This is a genomic window from Rhodococcus sp. I2R (genome assembly GCF_020889545.1).
In the GTDB taxonomy this organism is placed as follows: Bacteria; Actinomycetota; Actinomycetes; order Mycobacteriales; family Mycobacteriaceae; genus Rhodococcoides.
The window spans coordinates 20367-38030 of record NZ_JAHUTG010000001.1 but is presented as its reverse complement, the minus strand read 5'-3'; the positions used below and the strand labels follow the sequence as shown (position 1 = coordinate 38030).

Annotated in this window: 16 protein-coding genes; 6 read left to right on the top strand and 10 right to left on the bottom strand. The window is 64.8% G+C overall.

The features are described 5' to 3' along the window. Positions 1-9: 9 nt before the first annotated feature. Positions 10-696, bottom strand: coding sequence for a metal-dependent transcriptional regulator (locus KVY23_RS00190; RefSeq protein ID WP_075840043.1), 687 nt, complete (start codon positions 694-696; stop codon positions 10-12). A 159-nt stretch (positions 697-855) separates the two neighbouring features. Between KVY23_RS00190 and KVY23_RS00185 the strand changes: the two genes are divergently transcribed. Continuing rightward, complete coding sequence (locus tag KVY23_RS00185; protein ID WP_230554772.1) at positions 856-2127, top strand: acetoin utilization protein AcuC; 1272 nt, start codon at positions 856-858, stop codon at positions 2125-2127. After that, the gene (locus KVY23_RS00180) at positions 2120-4798 is read left to right on the top strand and encodes a bifunctional GNAT family N-acetyltransferase/acetate--CoA ligase family protein (RefSeq protein ID WP_230554771.1); all 2679 of its coding nucleotides are present in this window, start codon (positions 2120-2122) and stop codon (positions 4796-4798) included. Before KVY23_RS00185 ends, KVY23_RS00180 begins: the two co-directional genes overlap by 8 nt. A 470-nt stretch (positions 4799-5268) precedes the next feature. On the opposite strand, the gene KVY23_RS00175 is transcribed toward KVY23_RS00180, so the two are convergent. Next, positions 5269-6216, bottom strand: coding sequence for a triacylglycerol lipase (locus KVY23_RS00175; protein WP_230554769.1), 948 nt, complete (start codon positions 6214-6216; stop codon positions 5269-5271). Positions 6217-6296: 80 nt separating this feature from the next. On the opposite strand from KVY23_RS00175, the gene KVY23_RS00170 reads away from it, so the two are divergent. Then, on the top strand, positions 6297-6863 hold the full coding sequence (locus tag KVY23_RS00170; protein ID WP_230554768.1) for a TetR/AcrR family transcriptional regulator: 567 nt from the start codon (positions 6297-6299) through the stop codon (positions 6861-6863). Positions 6864-6993: 130 nt separating this feature from the next. Here the strand turns inward: KVY23_RS00170 and KVY23_RS00165 are convergent, their stop codons facing one another. The 4 genes from KVY23_RS00165 to KVY23_RS00150 all read right to left on the bottom strand — a co-directional run bounded on the left by KVY23_RS00165 (position 6994) and on the right by KVY23_RS00150 (position 10844). Beyond that, positions 6994-7425: a hypothetical protein gene (locus tag KVY23_RS00165; protein ID WP_075840202.1), complete on the bottom strand. Its 432-nt coding sequence runs from the start codon at positions 7423-7425 to the stop codon at positions 6994-6996. 386 nt (positions 7426-7811) lie between these two features. Further along, a complete protein-coding gene (locus tag KVY23_RS00160) occupies positions 7812-8783 on the bottom strand; it encodes a sigma-70 family RNA polymerase sigma factor (RefSeq protein ID WP_075840039.1) in 972 nt (323 codons plus the stop codon). 106 nt (positions 8784-8889) lie between these two features. Next, positions 8890-10425, bottom strand: coding sequence for a methyltransferase (locus KVY23_RS00155; protein WP_230554766.1), 1536 nt, complete (start codon positions 10423-10425; stop codon positions 8890-8892). Between the two features lie 50 nt (positions 10426-10475). Next, entirely contained in the window at positions 10476-10844 is a 369-nt protein-coding gene (locus tag KVY23_RS00150) for a DUF3099 domain-containing protein (protein WP_075840201.1), read from the bottom strand. 85 nt (positions 10845-10929) lie between these two features. Here KVY23_RS00150 and KVY23_RS00145 point away from each other — a divergent pair, with 85 nt between their 5' ends. Next, entirely contained in the window at positions 10930-11166 is a 237-nt protein-coding gene (locus KVY23_RS00145) for a DUF3039 domain-containing protein (protein ID WP_075840037.1), read from the top strand. On the opposite strand, the gene KVY23_RS00140 is transcribed toward KVY23_RS00145, so the two are convergent. Continuing rightward, on the bottom strand, positions 11139-12302 hold the full coding sequence (locus KVY23_RS00140; RefSeq protein WP_206510742.1) for a YihY/virulence factor BrkB family protein: 1164 nt from the start codon (positions 12300-12302) through the stop codon (positions 11139-11141). The two genes, KVY23_RS00145 and KVY23_RS00140, sit on opposite strands and share 28 nt — an antisense overlap. A gap of 214 nt (positions 12303-12516) precedes the next feature. Here KVY23_RS00140 and KVY23_RS00135 point away from each other — a divergent pair, with 214 nt between their 5' ends. Beyond that, positions 12517-14259, top strand: a complete 1743-nt coding sequence (locus tag KVY23_RS00135) for a DEAD/DEAH box helicase (RefSeq protein ID WP_075840036.1) — start codon at positions 12517-12519, stop codon at positions 14257-14259. A gap of 109 nt (positions 14260-14368) precedes the next feature. Here the strand turns inward: KVY23_RS00135 and KVY23_RS00130 are convergent, their stop codons facing one another. Continuing rightward, a complete protein-coding gene (locus KVY23_RS00130) occupies positions 14369-14563 on the bottom strand; it encodes a hypothetical protein (RefSeq protein WP_075840035.1) in 195 nt (64 codons plus the stop codon). A gap of 274 nt (positions 14564-14837) precedes the next feature. Between KVY23_RS00130 and KVY23_RS00125 the strand changes: the two genes are divergently transcribed. Beyond that, positions 14838-15218, top strand: a complete 381-nt coding sequence (locus tag KVY23_RS00125; RefSeq protein ID WP_374108679.1) for a DUF952 domain-containing protein — start codon at positions 14838-14840, stop codon at positions 15216-15218. Positions 15219-15283: 65 nt separating this feature from the next. On the opposite strand, the gene KVY23_RS00120 is transcribed toward KVY23_RS00125, so the two are convergent. Then, a complete protein-coding gene (locus tag KVY23_RS00120; RefSeq protein WP_230554764.1) occupies positions 15284-16690 on the bottom strand; it encodes an RNA polymerase sigma factor in 1407 nt (468 codons plus the stop codon). Positions 16691-16813: 123 nt separating this feature from the next. Next, positions 16814-17611 (bottom strand): polyphosphate--glucose phosphotransferase, encoded by a 798-nt coding sequence (gene ppgK, locus KVY23_RS00115; RefSeq protein WP_206510740.1) that lies wholly within the window; start codon positions 17609-17611, stop codon positions 16814-16816. Positions 17612-17664 lie beyond the last annotated feature (53 nt).

Sequence of the window (17664 nt, the reverse complement as noted above, 5' to 3'; positions counted from 1 at the left end):
TCTCCTGAACTAGACCCGCTTGACCTGAACGGCGTGGGCCATTTCTTCCGCGATGTCGATTCCGCCGTGGCCGGGGACCGTGATGGTCACGGTGCCGGGCTTGGCCTCGACGGTGACGCGTGCGTCGGGAACGACGCCTGCATCGCGCAACTGCGAGATGACATCCGGATCGGACTGCACGTGCTCGGCGAGTCTGCGCACGACCACTGCGGTCGACTCCCCGTGCGGCAGATCGGTCAAACGCACCAGAACCTCGGCTGTCGCCGCGGGGCGAACGAGGCCCAGTTCTTCCAGGCCGGGTATGGGGTTGCCGTAGGGCGAAGTCGTCGGATTGTTCAGCACCGCGACCAGACGCCGTTCGACCTCCTCGCTCATCACGTGCTCCCAACGACACGCCTCGGCGTGCACGTCTTCCCATCTGAGCCCGATGATGTCGACGAGCAGCCGCTCGGCGAGGCGATGCTTGCGCATCACGGACACGGCGAGACTGCGACCCTTTTCGGTCAACTCCAGATGCCGGTCACCTGCAACAGACAGCAAGCCGTCGCGTTCCATTCTTGCAACGGTTTGGCTGACGGTGGGACCACTCTGCTCGAGGCGCTCGGCGATCCGTGCTCGCAGTGGTACGACGCCCTCTTCTTCCAAATCGTAGATCGTCCGGAGATACATCTCCGTGGTGTCGACCAGATCCTTCACACTCAACCCCTTCGTCGTCGCCGATTCTACCGCTGATCGGCGCATATTGGCGCCGCAGCCCGCCAGGCTGGCGTGCCGTCGCCTTTTACTCGACGGTAACCCGATGCAACACCGACGGGTGCTCGCACAGTCCCGGCGCGGCAAGTAGCGTTGGTTCTCATGGCAGACCAGGCGATGCAATCCCCACTCGGAGCGGGGGGAGCAATCGACGACATCGTCGTGTGGAGTGCCGATTATCTCACCTATCGGTGGAGTGACGACCATCCGATGAATCCGACCCGCCTCGACCTGACGATGTCGCTGGCACGCCAGCTCGGTGTCCTCGAGGGCATCGAGCTCGTTGCGCCGACGTCGGCGTCGGACCAGGAGTTGCTGCGCATTCACACCCCCGCCTACATCGAGGCGGTGAAGCGGGCTCCGGACAAAGGACTGTCGATACTGCATCCCGATCAGGTCGAGCACGGCCTGGGATCCGAGGACAACCCGGTCTTCCGTCACATGCACGAGGCCAGCGCAATGTTGACCGGCGGGTCACTGACCGCGGCGCGAGAGATAGCCTCGGGCCGAGCCCGCCGCGCGGTGAGCATCGGCGGCGGTATGCATCACGCCATGCCGGACTGGGCGTCGGGATTCTGTGTCTACAACGATGCTGCGGTGGCTATCTCGTGGCTGCTCGACAACGGCTTCGATCGCATCGCATACATCGATGTCGACGCCCATCACGGAGATGGAGTGCAACACGCCTTCCTACACGATCCGCGGGTGCTGACTGTCTCCCTGCACCAGCACCCAGCCACGTTGTGGCCCAATACCGGTTGGTCCAGCGAGATCGGCAGGGGTGCCGCGGAAGGGACGTCCATCAATGTGCCGCTTCTGCCAGGGACGGGAGATCGGTTGTGGTTGCGCGCATTCCACGCCATTGTTCCTGGCGCAATCGCAGCTTTCCGGCCCCAGATCATCGTCAGTCAATGCGGAGTGGACAGTCATCGAGAGGATCCACTGGCGGACCTTTCGCTGACGGTGGACGGGCAGAACGCGGCGTTCCTGGCCATGCGCGATCTGGCCGACGCGCACTCCGAGGGTCGGTGGTTGGCGGTCGGGGGTGGTGGATACGGACTCATACGCGTCGTTCCGCGTGCCTGGACTCATCTGATCGGCGCCGCACTCGGACGCGGGGTCGATGCACTCGCCCCGATACCGGACGAGTGGCGGGATCGAGTACGGGCGATGGCGCCGAGCGTCGACCTGCCACAGGTCATGGGTGACGGGGGAGACGTCGACTTCCCCGTCTGGGACGGGCCCGGCGGCGCGGTGGATGGTTCCGGTGAGCCCGCGGACCGTGCACTGGAACGGGTCGATTCCGCCATCATCGCGACAAGACGCGCAGTCTTTCCCCTGCTCGGCCTCGATCCGGAGGATCCACGTGACTGAACCCACCCCCAAGGAACGCGAACGGATCGCGGCCGAGACGTCGTTTCCGAAGCACTGGGTCGCCGACGTACTCGCTTCCGACGGAGGTGCGGTTCATCTCCGACCGATCGTGCCGTCCGACGCGGAGGCGCTGATCACCTTTCACAGCAAACTGTCCGAACGCACTCGTTATATGCGCTACTTCGGCCCATACCCGAGGATGCCCGAGCGCGACGTGCTCAACTTCACCACCGTGGATCACCATTCGCGGGTCGCGTTGGTGGCCATCCTGGGCGACGACATCATCGCCGTCGGGCGCTACGAGCGACTTCCCGAGGGCGACGGCAACTCCGCCGAGGTCGCCTTCGTCGTCGCCGACAACCACCAGGGTCGCGGCCTGGGGCCGATTCTGCTCGAGCACCTCGCTGGTGCCGCAGCGGAAAACGGAGTGTCGATGTTCGTCGCAGAGGTGCTCGCTGAGAACCGCAACATGGTCTCGGTCTTCCGTGAGGCCGGGTACCAGGTCTCGCGGACCTTCGAAGGTGGAGTTCTACGACTGGATTTCGCCATCGACCCCAGCGAAGCCCTGCTGTCGGTGCGCAATTCGCGGGAACGTGCGGCCGAAGCGCGCAGCGTGCGCAATGTGCTCAGCCCGTCGTCCGTCGCGGTCATCGGCGCGTCCACCGACAGCTCCAAGGTCGGCAACGCAGTCCTGGCGAACCTGCTCGCGGCAGGTTTCACCGGACCGGTGTATCCGGTCAACGCCGACAACCGGTCAGTTCGCGGGGTTCGCGCCTATCGCACCGTCAGTGACATACCGGACCCGGTCGATCTGGCGATCGCCGCGGTACCGGCCGACTCGATCGATGGTGTGCTCGACGACTGCTTGGACAAGGGTGTCAAGGCGCTGGTGGTGGTGTCGGGCGGCTTCGCGGAGACCGGCGCCGAGGGCCAGGAGAAGGAGCGAAGGCTCGTCCACGCCGCCCGTGCGCACGGCATGCGGCTCGTCGGCCCCAACGCGCTGGGAGTGGCCAACACCGACCCCGCATTCGCGCTGAACGCCACTCTTGCACCGCACCTGCCGATGCCAGGGCACGTCGGGTTCTTCTGTCAGTCCGGCGCTCTGGGCATCGCCATCCTCGATCAAGCGGCCAAGCGCAGCCTCGGGCTCTCGACCTTCGTTTCGGCCGGAAACCGCGCGGACGTCTCCGGCAACGATCTACTGCAGTACTGGGACTCGGACCCGGCCACCGAGGTGGTTCTCCTGTACCTCGAAAGCTTCGGCAACCCGCGCAAGTTCACCCGTATCGCCCGGCGAGTGGCGCGCACCAAACCGATCGTGGCGGTCAAGAGCGGCCGAGGTGCGGTACCTCCGGCGCTCGCCACCGGACCGGATATCGACGATTCCATCGTGCGTGCGCTGTTCGAGCAGGCAGGGGTGATCCAAGTCGACACGATCGCCCAGCTCTTCGACTGTGCGATTCTCTTCGGCTACCAACCGCTGCCTACGGGGCCGCGGGTTGCGGTGGTCGGCAACTCCACCGCCCTCGGCGTGCTGGCAGTGGACGCTGCGCGGGCGGAAGGTCTGCACGCTGGGGCACCGATCGATGTCGGCCCCCAAGCCGGCCCCACCGAGTTCGCGGCGGCGGTATCGGGCGCGCTCGAGGCCGACGACGTCGATTCTGTGATCGTCGTGTTCGTCCCGCCGGTGGCGGTGACCGTCGAACCGTTCGCCGCTGCACTCGGTGAGGCAGTGCACGGCGCAGACAAGCCAGTTCTCACCACGTTTCTCGCCACCGAAGGCATCCCTGACGCCTTGGCTGTGCGCGGAGAACAGGGACAACCGGTACGGGGGTCGGTGCCGTCGTATTCCAGTCCCGAACGAGCAGTATCCGCACTCGCCAAGGCCTGGCGTTACTCGGCCTGGCGGAGCCGACCGGTATCGCAACCGGTACGCCCCAACGGCATAGATTCCGAGCGCGCCACAGCGTTGGTACGTCAGTGGGCGTCGAACGACACCGACCGATGGCTCTCCGATTTCGAGGCCGCCGAGTTGCTGTCCTGCTACGGGATCGACGTCGTGGAGTTCAAGACTGTCACCGACGAGGACGAGGCAGTCGCCGCTGCGGAAGAGCTGCGCTATCCGGTCGCTCTCAAAGCGACGGGCGAGCAGTGGCGACATCGCCCGGACCTCGGGGGTGTTCGGCTCGATCTCGCCGGTGCCGATGCGGTGCGCTTCGCCTATCGAGCCCTGGCAGCGGAGTCGGGCGAACCTCTGCTGCACGTACAGAAGATGGCACACAAGGGAATTGGATGTGTCGTGCGCGTGCAGGACGATCCCTCGTTCGGCTCGCTCGTGTCGTTCGGGTTGGCCGGCGTCATCTCGGACCTGCTCGGCGACCGCGCATACCGCGTGCTCCCGCTGACCGAGGACGAATCGGTCGAGCTCATCGACGCGCCGAAGGCTGCGCCGCTGCTGTCCGGTTACCAAAACGCGGTGCCTGTCAACAAGAAAGCACTGGTGGATCTGGTTCAGCGCGTGTCTGCCATGGCAGACGACATTCCGGAGATCAGAGAGTTGGCGTGCGAACCGGTGCTGGCGTCGGCAAGCGCCGCAGAGATCACCGACGCCCGGGTAAGACTGGGACCCGAGCCGACTCGCAACGATCTTGGGCCGCGCCGGCTGCGCTAGGGCGGCGCGCCTGAAGTTGTTGGGCGGTACCGTTTTGGTTCAACAACCGTTCGTCTGGACCAAGACCGCAGAGCAAATATCCAAGAAAGCGAATCGCCCACCAACTTCGAACGCGGACCACCAGTAGTACGAATCGGCTCGGTGATTCTCGGCAAGCATGCTCAGCCATTCGACTCGATCAACAATCGTAGGTAGGGAAGGGTGCTTGTGACTGAGGGGAAAGTCGACCGGTGGAATGCCGAAGAAGGATGGGGTGTAATCGTTTCGGCAGAAACTCCATCGGGATGCTGGTTCCACTTCAAACGAACGCGACGGCTACCAATTTTTCGCCACCAACGTTCGGCCCAGACGACCAGGCCCCTCGGTCGAGGTGGTTTCCGAATAGCTGACGTCTCAGACGCGCCGATAGCCGCCGCGTTCTAGGGGGTGCCGCGCCTATTCGCTCAGAACCCCAAGAATATTTGGCGTCGTCACGACCCGGGAACCCCCAGGACGGGCAGCGACGGTGAGCACGTCGGCGTCGCCGTGTAATTCGCGTCGAGAGCACCGAGCACGATGTGTGCCGTCGTCGGCGAGTAGGTGAGCTGATAGTGGTCCGAGTAGTCCTGGCTGCACAGGTCCTGGACGACGACGTTGCTCACGTTTCGTCCTTCGAGCATTCCGGTCGTGTACGGGGTGGCGTTCTGGTCGTAGCGCGTCATGATGTTGGTGAACTGCACGCCGGGCGCCGCATCGCCGTGCGGGTCGAGCTCGGCGAGGAATGCCGAGCCGGACACCATGTCGCGGCACGCACCGCACACGTCCGTCAGCACCTGCCCGGCCGGCGAGGAATACAGCTCGCCGATCAGACCGGCGAGCCCCCACTGGGACGTCCCCCGGTACAGGGGCGCGATGCCGATGTATCGGTCGACCTTGTCGGCACCGCCGAGCCGGGTCAGGAAGTGGAACGGCATCGTCCCTCCCTCGGAGTGCCCGATCAGGTCGATCGCGTCGGCGCCGCTGTCGGCGAGGACCTCGTCGACGAACCGGGCGAACTCGGTGGCGCTCGGCTCGACGGGCGTGATGCCACCGAGTGTGCTGGAGAAATCCGCCCTGCCGTAGTCGAAGGTGAACACGCAGTAACCGCGATCGCGGAGCAGTGGGGCCAGTGCCTGCCAGGTCAGTGTGGAATTCGAGACGAACCCATGCAGAAGGACGACGGGGTTTCGCTCCGACCGGCAGGTGGGGTCATTGGTGCCCGGCGGAGCGCTGCCCGGGTCAGCGGCCTGTGCCCGGATCCCGGCCAGGTAGCTGAAGGGGTAGTCCGCCGGTTCCGGTGCCTGCTGTGCGATGGCCGGCGCGGCCGTTGCTGCCATGACGGCTGCGACGGTGGCAGCCGCGACGGCGGTGGCGAGTGCGTGCACGAATCGGATTCCCATGACCCCTCCTCGATTGACTGACCGGTCGGTCATTAACGGGAACGGTACACTCACGACCCGGACGAGGGAAGGTGGTCTCTGTGGCGCGTCCCGCTGGACCCGGACGTCGAGCGCTGCTCGATGCGGGAATGTCGCTTGCGGAGGGGAAGGGTGTCGGTGCACTGTCGATCAGCGCCGTGACCACCACCGCCGGGATGGCCAAAGGTAGCTTTTACCAGCATTTTCCGGATCGGCATAGCTACATCGTCGAGCTTCATCGCAGATACCACGACCAGCTGGAATCCCTGATGACGTCGGCGATCGACGGGCTGACCCCGGGGATCGAACGGCTACGCACCGGGTTCGTTGCCTTCCTCGATGCCTGCCTGGCTACGCCTGGAACGAAAGCGTTTCTCGCGCAGGCACGATCGGAAACCGATTTGGGCGAGCAGGTTGCCGAGCGCAATGCGATGTTCGCCGCTCTCGTGCGCGCGGATCTCGAGGTGATCGGCTGGTCGCCGGCCGCACCCATCGCGACCCTCGCGGTCGCGATGGCTGCCGACGTGAGCCTTCAGGAGCTCGGCGCGCGGGGGCCCCGTGACGACCTGCGGGCTGCGGTGCTCGCCATCGTGGCACATCCGGTGGACATCGCCGTGCCGCCGACGTGAGGACCGCGCCCACGGATCGCCGTGGCGCGTAGTGCAGCTCGGCGAACTCGTCGTACAGCGACTGCGCTGCGTTGAGCGGGAGGACGTCTATAGCTCCTGCTTTAAAACGAGTAGAGGAGCCATCAGATCGCTACGGCGCGTGGAAGGTTCCAATGCCCGGGATCGACGGCTGTCCGGCAGCCGGCGCGAACGGCGATCCGATTACCTGCGTTGTCAACACGATTCGGCCCGATCCGGTGGGCGCAACCACGCTGGTCGGCGTCGGGTCGATGAAGTGCTCACATGGCTTGACAGTGACAGATCCAGTGGCACCCGTGTTGAAGTTGAGGTAGGAGATCTTGACGAGAGCACGTCCGGCCGTCGTCGAACACACCTCGGGCCTGGCTGGAGCGGCGAATTCTGTCGTCGCCGGAGCCAGTGACCGCGCGGTTACTGTCGCAAAGACAGGGCTGGGAACGACGAGCCCGCTGACGGCGAAGGCCGTCGCCGGGATCTGATAGACAGGTACGGGGGCAGGGGCGGCCTGTGCGAGTCCACCTCCCACGAACACAGCTGCGAACATTGCCGCGATGGTTGCAATTCGAAGTCCGAGGTTGCGCAAAGCCTTTTCCCTTCTCGTCGTGAGCCGAGTCGGGACGGTGGACTATTTCGTGTCATCGCCTGGGTTGGCGCGGCCTCCACGGTCGTCGACTACTGCTATCGCTCTGTCTCGGATTTATCGACGTGCACCGCGGCCGTATTACCAAACCGGAAATCACGGTTCGATGACGTTCCGGCGCGCCGACATGTCGACCCACATCCCAAAGGGTCGGACCGATAAACGCGACTTCTACAAATGCACGCAGCGCCCGAACCCGGATTCCCAGAGGGGGGAGGAAAACCGGGTCGGCCGCCGCGTGGGGGTGAGACCGCAGGAATTGTTCACTACTGTCTCACCTGTTCTGGGGATCAGCTGGCGTAAGAACGCAGCTTCTCGGCCCGATCGCCCTGGCGAAGCTTGACCATCACCTCGCGTTCGATCTGACGCACGCGCTCGCGTGAGAGACCGAACAGCTTTCCGATCTGGTCGAGAGTTCGGGGCTGGCCGTCGTCCAAGCCGTACCGGAGCCGGATGACCTGCTGTTCGCGCTCGTCCAATGTTCCGAGGACAGTGCGCACGTCACTGTGCAGCAGTCCGGCGATGACCGCGTTCTCGGCGGAAGTCGCCTCGGCATCCTCGATGAAGTCTCCGAGAGGGGCTTCCTCGTCGCTGCCGACCGGCATGTCCAAGCTCACCGGGTCGCGACTGTGGTCGAGGAGATCCGCGATCTTCTCCGCGGGGATACCGGACTCGTTTGACAATTCCTCGTCGGTGGCCTCGCGTCCGAGCTGCTGATGCAACTCGCGCTTGATGCGTGCGAGTTTGTTCACCTGCTCTACCAGGTGGACGGGAAGCCGAATGGTTCGGCTCTGATCGGCCATGCCGCGGGTGATGGCCTGTCGGATCCACCAGGTTGCGTACGTCGAGAACTTGAAGCCCTTCGCGTAGTCGAACTTCTCCATGGCGCGAATCAGACCCAGATTGCCCTCCTGGATGAGGTCCAGCAGCGGCATTCCGCGACCGGTGTACCGCTTGGCGAGAGAGACGACCAGACGCAGGTTGGCCTCCAACAGGTGGCTACGGGCTGCACTTCCGTCGCGCACGATGATGGCCAGGTTGCGCTTCTTCGCCGCCGTGAGGCGCTTGCCGTTCTCCAGCACGTTCTTCGCATACAACCCAGCTTCGATTCGCTTGGCGAGGTCGACCTCTTCGTCAGCGGTCAGCAGGGCGGTGCGACCGATACCGTTGAGGTAGACGCGAACGAGGTCTGCGGCCGGGCTCTGGGCGTCGAGATCAGCATCGCTGGGGCGCGGGCGGGTAGTGGTGCTGGGGCTGGTCATGACTTGCCTCCTGATCGGTGGTGTCTCATAGGGATCAACGTCCGGGCGAGTTAGAAAAGTTCCCACGCTCCACCGTGTACTACCCCGTCTGACCTGGGTCTATCCCTCAGCGGTCCTGAGAAGTTGCTGAGAACGTCTCAGCGGCGGGAACCGGGCCGCCGGCCCGTCTCGGACGCACCAATCCATGTCGATGAAGCCCCGCCACCAGAGTGCTCGACGCGTCCAACAATGCGGTTTCGTCGATGCCGTGCGCAGCGGCCAGCAGTTCGACGAGTTCACACAGAGACAGTCCACCCGGATTCATGCCCGCGAGCAGCGCTGCACCCAGATCGTCGATCTCGTGCTGCCAATTCGGTCCGTTGCCGCGGTGCACCCGGGTGACCTCGAGCGACCATCCCTCGTCGCCCGGCAGATACACCCGCTCGAGTGCGGTGGCCGGATCGAGTTCGAACACCGTTACTGCGTAGTCGTGCTCGCGGGAGAAGGTCAATCGGTCGAAGTAGTCGACGGCCTCGTCACCCAGCGGATCGTCGAAGGCATGTCGCAGGTCCTCGGCGAGGACATCGCTCGGTAGATCCGTTTTTCTGAGATAGACGAAACCGAACCCGATCCCGGTGACCTCGGCCGCAGCGAAGTGCTCGAGCCACATCTGAGCGCGCGTCGAGCCTGCTTCGTCCCGGGGATCGACCCCGCCGTCGCGCAACCACGTCCCCACGTACAGCGCCGGGTCGGCCACATCACGCTGAAGAATCCACGCGTCGACGCCGTGGTCGGGGAGCCAGGAGGCGACACGGGAGCGCCAGTCCTCACCCTCCACGTGCACCCACGAAGCGAGGATCACGGCAATACCCCCCGGTTCGAGGTGGGCAGGGGTCTGCTCGACCATCAGCTTGCTGGCACCGTCCAGGTCCAAGCCGGAGTCTCGGTAACTGTGGTCGACAGTGCCGAGACCGACCACGAACGGGGGGTTGGCGACGATGCGGTCGAATCGACGGCCCGCCACGGGTTCGAACCACGAGCCCTGCAGCAGTTCGAGGGTCATTTCGTTCAGCGCTGCAGTCGCGGCGGCGAGCAACATCGATCGTGGGCTGATATCGGTGCCCGTCACCGATCGTGCGTAGCCGGCTGCGTGCACCGCCTGTACACCGCAACCGGTCCCGACATCGAGTACATGTTGCGCAGGTGTCGTGGGGGTACCTCGGAGCAACGACAACGACGCCTGACCTACGCCGAGAACATGGTCGGGTGCGGTGGGGGCGGGCCGCATGCTTCCGTCCAAGTCGGAAACGACCCAACGTGTGCCCGTGCCGGTATCGAGCGGCCGGACGTCCACCAACGTGCGAACGACGTCGGGGCCGCTCCGGGTGACGATCGTGGCATCCACGGCGTCGTCGATCGACAGCGGCGCGAGCGCGGCGGCCGCGTCGCGCTCGTCGACGTCGTCCACGAGCAGGAACAGGCGAACCAGCGTTCCAAGCTCACCGAGATCGCGGGCGGCCATACGGACCGGCGCCGGTTCGCCGCGGCCGAGAGCGGCGTGGGCCGCGTCTCCGAGCGCCTCGAGTAGCGAGTCGGCGTCATAGTGGCACCGGAGGAATGCCGCACGCAGCAGCGGGCAGGCCGAGAGCAGAGTTGCAGTCACTCGGACAGTCTTTCAGCTCCCGAGGGGGCACCATTCGGGAGTGGAGAGCGTCAGTCCTCGCTCGCGTCGATCACTCGATGATCGCGTGACTCGACTGCCTTACGCTGCCCGACACGTCCGTCGAAGCGGCTGACTTCGTCGGCGGAACGTGGTGGGCGATCGTTGGCGATGAGGACAGCCATCCACGGCAAAGGAATCGATGCCCCGACGATCGCCATGGCGATCCAGGGGTTCGCCCACATGCTGTAGGAGATGGCTGCCAGCACGAGCGCCGGAATGCGGAAGGACATGATGAACATGTACTTGCGCACCCTCGCGCGATGCTGTTCCTCGATTGAGCTCTGTGCTTCGGTGATGAGTGCGGGGTGACGAGCAGAACCGATCTCGGTCGAGCCCGAAGTCTCGGATATTCGCGTCATGACAACCACTTTGTCACTACCTGCGTCGGAATGCACTCGAGGGCGTTGTTCGTCTCACCGGCCCAACGTGCGGAATAATCGAAGCATGAGCACACAGACCAAGGACCGTCCCGAGATCGCCCCCGACGAAACCACCGATGACGACAGGCCAAAGTTCTTCCACTACGTCAAGAAGAACAAGATCGCCGAGAGCGCGGTCATGGGGACGCACGTCGTCGCACTGTGCGGAGAGGTCTTTCCAGTGACCAAGTCGGCCAAGCCCGGTTCGCCGGTGTGCCCCGACTGCAAGAAGGTCTACGAGGGCTTGAAGAAGGGCGAATGATCGCCTGATGTCGTCGCCGGTCTTGCGGCGTCGGCATCCTCGGCGGTCTCTTCGACTGGGCGTTCGGGATCGGGGTTGTTCTGCGCACGTTGGGTGCGGATGCCATCCCCGGCCAGCCGGATGGGTCCGGTCGCAAGTCGCCATGCCACGGCGCCGACCGGGCCGACCGGGCCTGAGTCCTGGGATTGCGCCTGTGCGGCGAGCCACTCCTTCATCTGGGCGATGCGTGTTGCGCGCGCCGGGAAGAACTCCTGCACCGTGGCGTTGAACTCGGCACCGAGGACCACGGCGAAGCCGAGGAAGAACGTGAAGAGCAAGAACGCAATCGGCGTCGCCAAGGCTCCGTAGGTGTATCCGGTGCCGGTGATCCAGGTCAGGTAGAACCGCAGCGCGGCGCTCGTGATCATGAAGAACACACCGGCCACCAAAGCTCCGCCGAGCAGTCGATGCCAGGGCAGTGTGGTGTGCAGGGCGACCTTGTAGAGCGTGGTCAGTCCCGCGATGAGTAGCACACCCACCGCCGGGTAGTAGAGCACGTCGATCAGTTCGCTACCGACTTCGAACCAAGATCCGGGCAGCAATCTCTGCATGTACGTCGGGCCCAGGGCGACGAGGGGGAGCACGAACACCGCGACGATCAGGAAGCAGACGTAGAGCAACAACGCAAAGATGCGTTGCCAGACCGGATGGCGCGCGTCCTGCTGCCCGTGTGCATCGACGATCGAATCCACGAAGGTCGAGATGGCCGATGATCCCGCCCACAACGAGAGCACGAACCCGGCCGAGACCACTCCGCCTCTGCCCTGTTGCAGGATGTCCTGGACTGTCGGTTCGATGATTCCGTCGACAACGCTTTCGCTGAACACGGTGCTGCTGAAGGTGACGATTTTGGATTCGATGATCTCGATCGTGTTGGGTCCGAACCATCCCGCGACGAATCCGAGGCTGCCGAGCACGCCCAGCAGCAGCGGTGGCAGCGAAAGGGTTTGCCAAAACGCGGCGGTAGCTGCCTTGCTGAAGATCGAGTCGCTCCACGCCTTGCTCGCTGTGCGCAGACTCACACGCCAGACCAGCCGAAACGGTTGTCTCAGCGACAACGGTTCGGCGCTGCGCGGTGCACCTGCGGTTTCACTCATGATGCTTCCAGCATTCCCGACGGGAGCTCCGCACGCTCGTTGCACCCCTATTGCGGACCTGTCGGCGTGTCGTTGTCCGCGGCGCTCTCGACTCTCGCGGTGATGCGAAGCGCGTCGGTGGAGAGCGATAGGCTCCACGGCGGACACTGCAGGGCTACCGAGAGCGCGAGGAATTTTAATCGATGCCAGGAACCGGCGGCCAGTGAGCGCTGACATGACCGACACCACGAACCCGACACCCGACACCGCCGTCGGTGCGGCGGGGGGTGCGCCGCTACGCGCTTGGCAGCGCCGCGCGCTCACCAAGTACCTCGTGGCCGCACCCAAAGATTTTCTCGCCGTTGCGACGCCGGGAGCCGGAAAGACGACATTCGCCCTGCGCGTGGCTTCGGAGCTGCTTGCGCATCGCACCGTCGATCAGGTGACGGTTGTCGCCCCGACCGAGCACCTCAAACATCAGTGGGCCGAATCCGCAGCGCGCGTCGGCCTCGCACTGGATTCGAAGTTCTCCAACTCCACGGGCCAGACATCGAGCGACTATCACGGGGTCGTGGTCACGTACGCGCAGATCGCATCGCACCCGTTCCGGCATCGAGTCCGCACCGAATCCCGGAAGACTCTGGTGATTCTCGACGAGATCCACCACGGCGGTGACGCGAAGAGCTGGGGCGAGGGGATTCGCGAAGCGTTCGGTGACGCCACCAGGCGGCTCGCGCTGACCGGAACGCCATTCCGCAGTGACGACAGCGCCATCCCGTTCGTGAACTACGAGCCGGACGACGAAGGTCTGATGCGGTCACGGGCAGACCACTCCTACGGCTATTCCGACGCACTCGCCGATGGCGTGGTGCGGCCGGTTGTGTTCCTCGCGTACTCCGGCGAGGCGCGCTGGCGGGACAATGCGGGGGAGGAGTTCACCGCGCGCCTCGGCGAGCCGCTCAGCGCAGAGCAGACGGCCCGAGCCTGGCGCACCGCACTGGACCCGCAGGGCGATTGGATGCCTGCGGTGCTGCTGGCGGCCAACACACGTCTCGAACAGCTCCGCAGCGGAGGAATGCCTGACGCGGGTGCGCTGGTCATCGCAACCGATCAAACGGTGGCACGTGCGTACGCGAAGCTGATCGAGGTGATTACTGGCGAAACCCCCTGCATCGTGCTGTCCGACGATCCGACCTCCTCGGCGCGCATCGCCGAATTCGGCCGAAGCAACCAGAAGTGGATGGTCGCTGTCCGCATGGTGTCCGAGGGAGTGGACGTCCCGCGTCTGGCAGTCGGCGTCTACGCGACCAGCGCCTCGACACCACTGTATTTCGCACAGGCAATAGGCCGCTTCGTGCGATCGCGCCGTCCCGGCGAGACCGCAAGCGTCTTTCTGCCCTCGGTTCCGGTGCTGCTCGATCTCGCAAGTCAGCTCGAGGCGCAGCGAGATCACATTCTCGGAAAGCCACATCGCGAGAAGGACGGACTCGACGACGAACTGCTGGCCGATGCGAACAAGCAGAAGGACGAAGCCGGCGAGGAAGAGAAGGCGTACACCTCCCTCGGCGCCGACGCCGAACTCGATCAGGTCATCTACGACGGTTCGTCTTTCGGGACCGCGACGTTCTCCGGGAGTGACGACGAAGCGGACTACCTGGGACTGCCGGGTTTGCTCGATGCTCAGCAGATGCGCGCCCTGCTGCGTCAGCGACAGCAGGAACAGATCGACAAGCCGACGACACCGCCGCCCGCCGCCGCTGTGCCGGCCCCGGCCGCCTCGGTGCGGGCGTCCTCCGCAGGCCAGCTTGCCTCGCTACGGCGCGAACTCAACAGTTTGGTCGCGGTGTACCACCACCGCACCGGAAAGCCGCACGGAGTGATTCACGGCGATCTACGACGGGTGTGCGGTGGCCCGCCGACTGCGATGGCGACGGCAGATCAACTGTCGGAGCGGATCGCCCAGCTGCGCAAGATGTAGCCCCCGCGCAAGCTGTCACCTGCGCACGACGTTGGGGTATGAACGCCAGAACGGGTGGCCACATGACTGGCCACCCGTTCTGGTGTCGATGATGGTGTTGCTAGCCGACCTAAACTGCGGAGTCCGATTCGGTCGTCACCGTTGCGTTTACTTCACGCAGCCGGTCCTCGTGCGCTTTCGCGTGGTGGCCGCAGAACAGGAGTTCTCCACCGGTCGAGAGCACAACACGTGCGCGAGCCCCTGCACCGCACCGGTCGCACCGGTCGGCAGCTGTCAATTGTGGGCTGGTCAATGTTCCGGGCATGACTCCTCCGTACTGGCGTTCGGTGTGACCCGATTGCCTGGGGCCGGTCCGCCGCGTCGGTATGGCGCGGTCCGTTCACTCTTTCAGACGTATGGCGGTCACGTGTTGTTCCCGAGCGCGTTTCTCTGTGTTGTCACTAACACGAAACACAAGGAAAGCTGCTGGCAGCGCCTGCGGGGCCGTCTATGTGTTCGCTCACAGCTGATCCGTCGGCTTCATGTCGTCCCACTACGATCGAGGGGACAGGCAGACTCGGGAGTACGGGAGGTTGCCGATGGGTGCGATGGATGATTCGCGAGTGTTGCTGCACATCATCAGCCGCGAGCACTGGCTCGGGGCCCGCTCCGCGGGTGAGATAAGGCCCGACTCGCTCGCCGACGTCGGGTTCGTCCACCTCTCGACCGCGAGGCAGGTTCACCTGCCCGCGAACCGCCTGTTCTTCGGTCGCAAAGACATGGTTCTGCTGCTGCTCGACCCGGAACGATTGGATGCCCCTGTGGTTTGGGAACCGGGCGTGCCACAGGATCCGGACTCGATGCGGTTTCCGCACCTCTACGGCCCAGTGCCCACGGCGGCTGTCACCGATGTCGTCGACTATCTACCCGACGCCAGCGGCATGTTCACAGCGCCACCCGACTTGAAAGAGGTGCGCTGACGCTCGAAAGCCGCCGTCGGGGAGGCGACGGCGGCTTTCGAGTGTCAGTATTCGGTTGGAACGACTCAGTCGAGGTAGTCGCGCAGAACCTGCGAGCGTGACGGGTGGCGCAGTTTCGACATCGTTTTCGATTCGATCTGGCGGATGCGCTCACGGGTTACGCCGTAGACCTGACCGATCTCGTCGAGGGTGCGCGGCTGGCCGTCGGTGAGGCCGAATCGCAGACGAACCACGCCCGCTTCGCGCTCGGACAGCGTCTCGAGAACCGACTGCAGCTGATCCTGCAGAAGGGTGAACGACACGGCGTCGACGGCGACGACTGCCTCGGAGTCCTCGATGAAGTCACCGAGTTGGCTGTCGCCCTCGTCACCGATGGTCTGGTCGAGCGAGATCGGCTCACGCGCGTACTGCTGGATCTCCAACACCTTTTCGGGCGTGATGTCCATTTCCTTGGCAAGTTCTTCGGGAGTGGGCTCGCGACCCAGATCCTGGAGGAGTTCGCGCTGGATGCGGCCGAGCTTGTTGATGACCTCGACCATGTGCACCGGGATGCGGATGGTGCGGGCCTGGTCGGCCATGGCCCGGGTGATCGCCTGTCGAATCCACCACGTTGCGTACGTGGAGAACTTGTAGCCCTTGGTGTAGTCGAACTTCTCGACCGCGCGGATGAGTCCGAGGTTGCCTTCCTGGATCAGGTCCAGGAAAGCCATGCCGCGACCGGTGTACCGCTTGGCGAGGGAGACGACCAGACGCAGGTTCGCTTCGAGGAGGTGGTTCTTGGCCCGGTTACCGTCGCGGCAGATCCACGTGTAATCGCGGCGCGCAGCAACCGGAAGCTTCTCGCCCTTCTCGGCGAACTCGCGCATTTTCTCGGTGGCGAAGAGACCGGCTTCGATCCGCTTGGCCAGCTCGACTTCTTCCTCCGCGTTGAGCAGCGCGACCTTGCCGATCTGCTTCAGGTACGCGCGCACCGAGTCGGCGGAGGCGGTGAGCTCGGCGTCCTTGCGGGCTTGGCGCAGGGCCTCGGACTCTTCCTCGTCCCACACGAAGTCTCCGGACGCCTTGTCCTGGGCGGTCGGCTCCGGAGTGGCATCGTCTTCGGTGTCGTCTCCGGCAGCGACGACCTCTACGACGTCGTTGGCTGCGGCTGCGAGATCGCCCTCGGGAACGTCGATGTCCTCGATGCCCGGTGCGTCCTCTTCGCCGTCACCTGTGGGGGAGGCGTCGGTGGCCTTCTTGGCTGCGGCTTTCTTCGAGGGGGCCTTCTTGGCCGCCGCGCGCTTGGCGGGGGCCCTCTTCGCCGGCGCCTTCTTGGCGGGGGCAGCTGCCTTGGCCGCCGGTGCCGCAGCGTCGGTCGCCGCGGGGGCGGCGTCGACTTCTCGGATCGTGCCGTTCGGTGCCTCCGCAGCAGGTGCAGGGTTCGCAGACTCTGTTGCTGAATCTACGGTCTGACGGATATCGGTGGCTGCCACGTACGCCCTTTCGTGACGGTGTCGTGCGGCGTCACGCCAGAGTTGTTTCCGGCGGAGAGGTCTTGTCGATTGTGCCGGCGTGCAGACCGGCACCAACCATTGTAACGACCCTCCGGAACTTTGTTACCGTGCCTGCTCGCTAGCGGCGGCCGTGTCGGCAAACAGTGCTGCTCCGACGATGCCTGCGGCGTTCTGCAAAGTGGCCGCCACCACGGGCGTTCGGTTGGTGAGCAGCGGAATCCACTTCTCGCTTTTGCGGCTGATTCCGCCGCCCGCGATGAAGAGATCGGGCCACAGAAGCGCCTCGAAGGTTTCGAGGACCCTCGAGACCTCCTTGGCCCACTCCTTGTAGGAAAGCTCCTTGGTCTCTTTCACCGAGGACGCCGCCCTGTGCTCGGCTTCCTTGCCGCCCACTTCCATGTGGCCGAGTTCGGTGTTGGGGAGCAGTACGCCGTCGTGCAGGATCGCCGACCCGATACCGGTGCCGAACGTCAGCAGCACCACCACTCCGCTTCGGCCCTTTCCTGCGCCGTAGCGGTCCTCGGCCACACCGGCGGCGTCGGCGTCGTTGAGAACAACGACGTTCTCGTGCCCGAGTGCCCGTGCGAACAACGCCCTCGCATCGGTGTCGATCCAGGACTTGTCGATGTTCGCCGCCGACCGAGCGATCCCGCCGGTGACCACGGCCGGCAGAGTGACTCCCACCGGTCCGGTCCACTCGAAGCGCTGCGCGATCGAGGCCACGACGGCCGCGACGGCCTCGGGGGTGGAGGGCTGAGGTGTCTCGATCTTGTAGCGGTCGCCGACCAGTTCGCCGGTCACGAGGTCGACGATGCCGCCTTTGATCCCGCTCCCACCCACGTCGACTCCGAACCCGTGCCGTGCGCTCGTCGTGGTCGATTCCGAACCTGGTTGTGTCATGTGGCGCCCGCTCCTGCCGTCGTGGACCTGAACCGTGTAGTGCATGTCTGTTC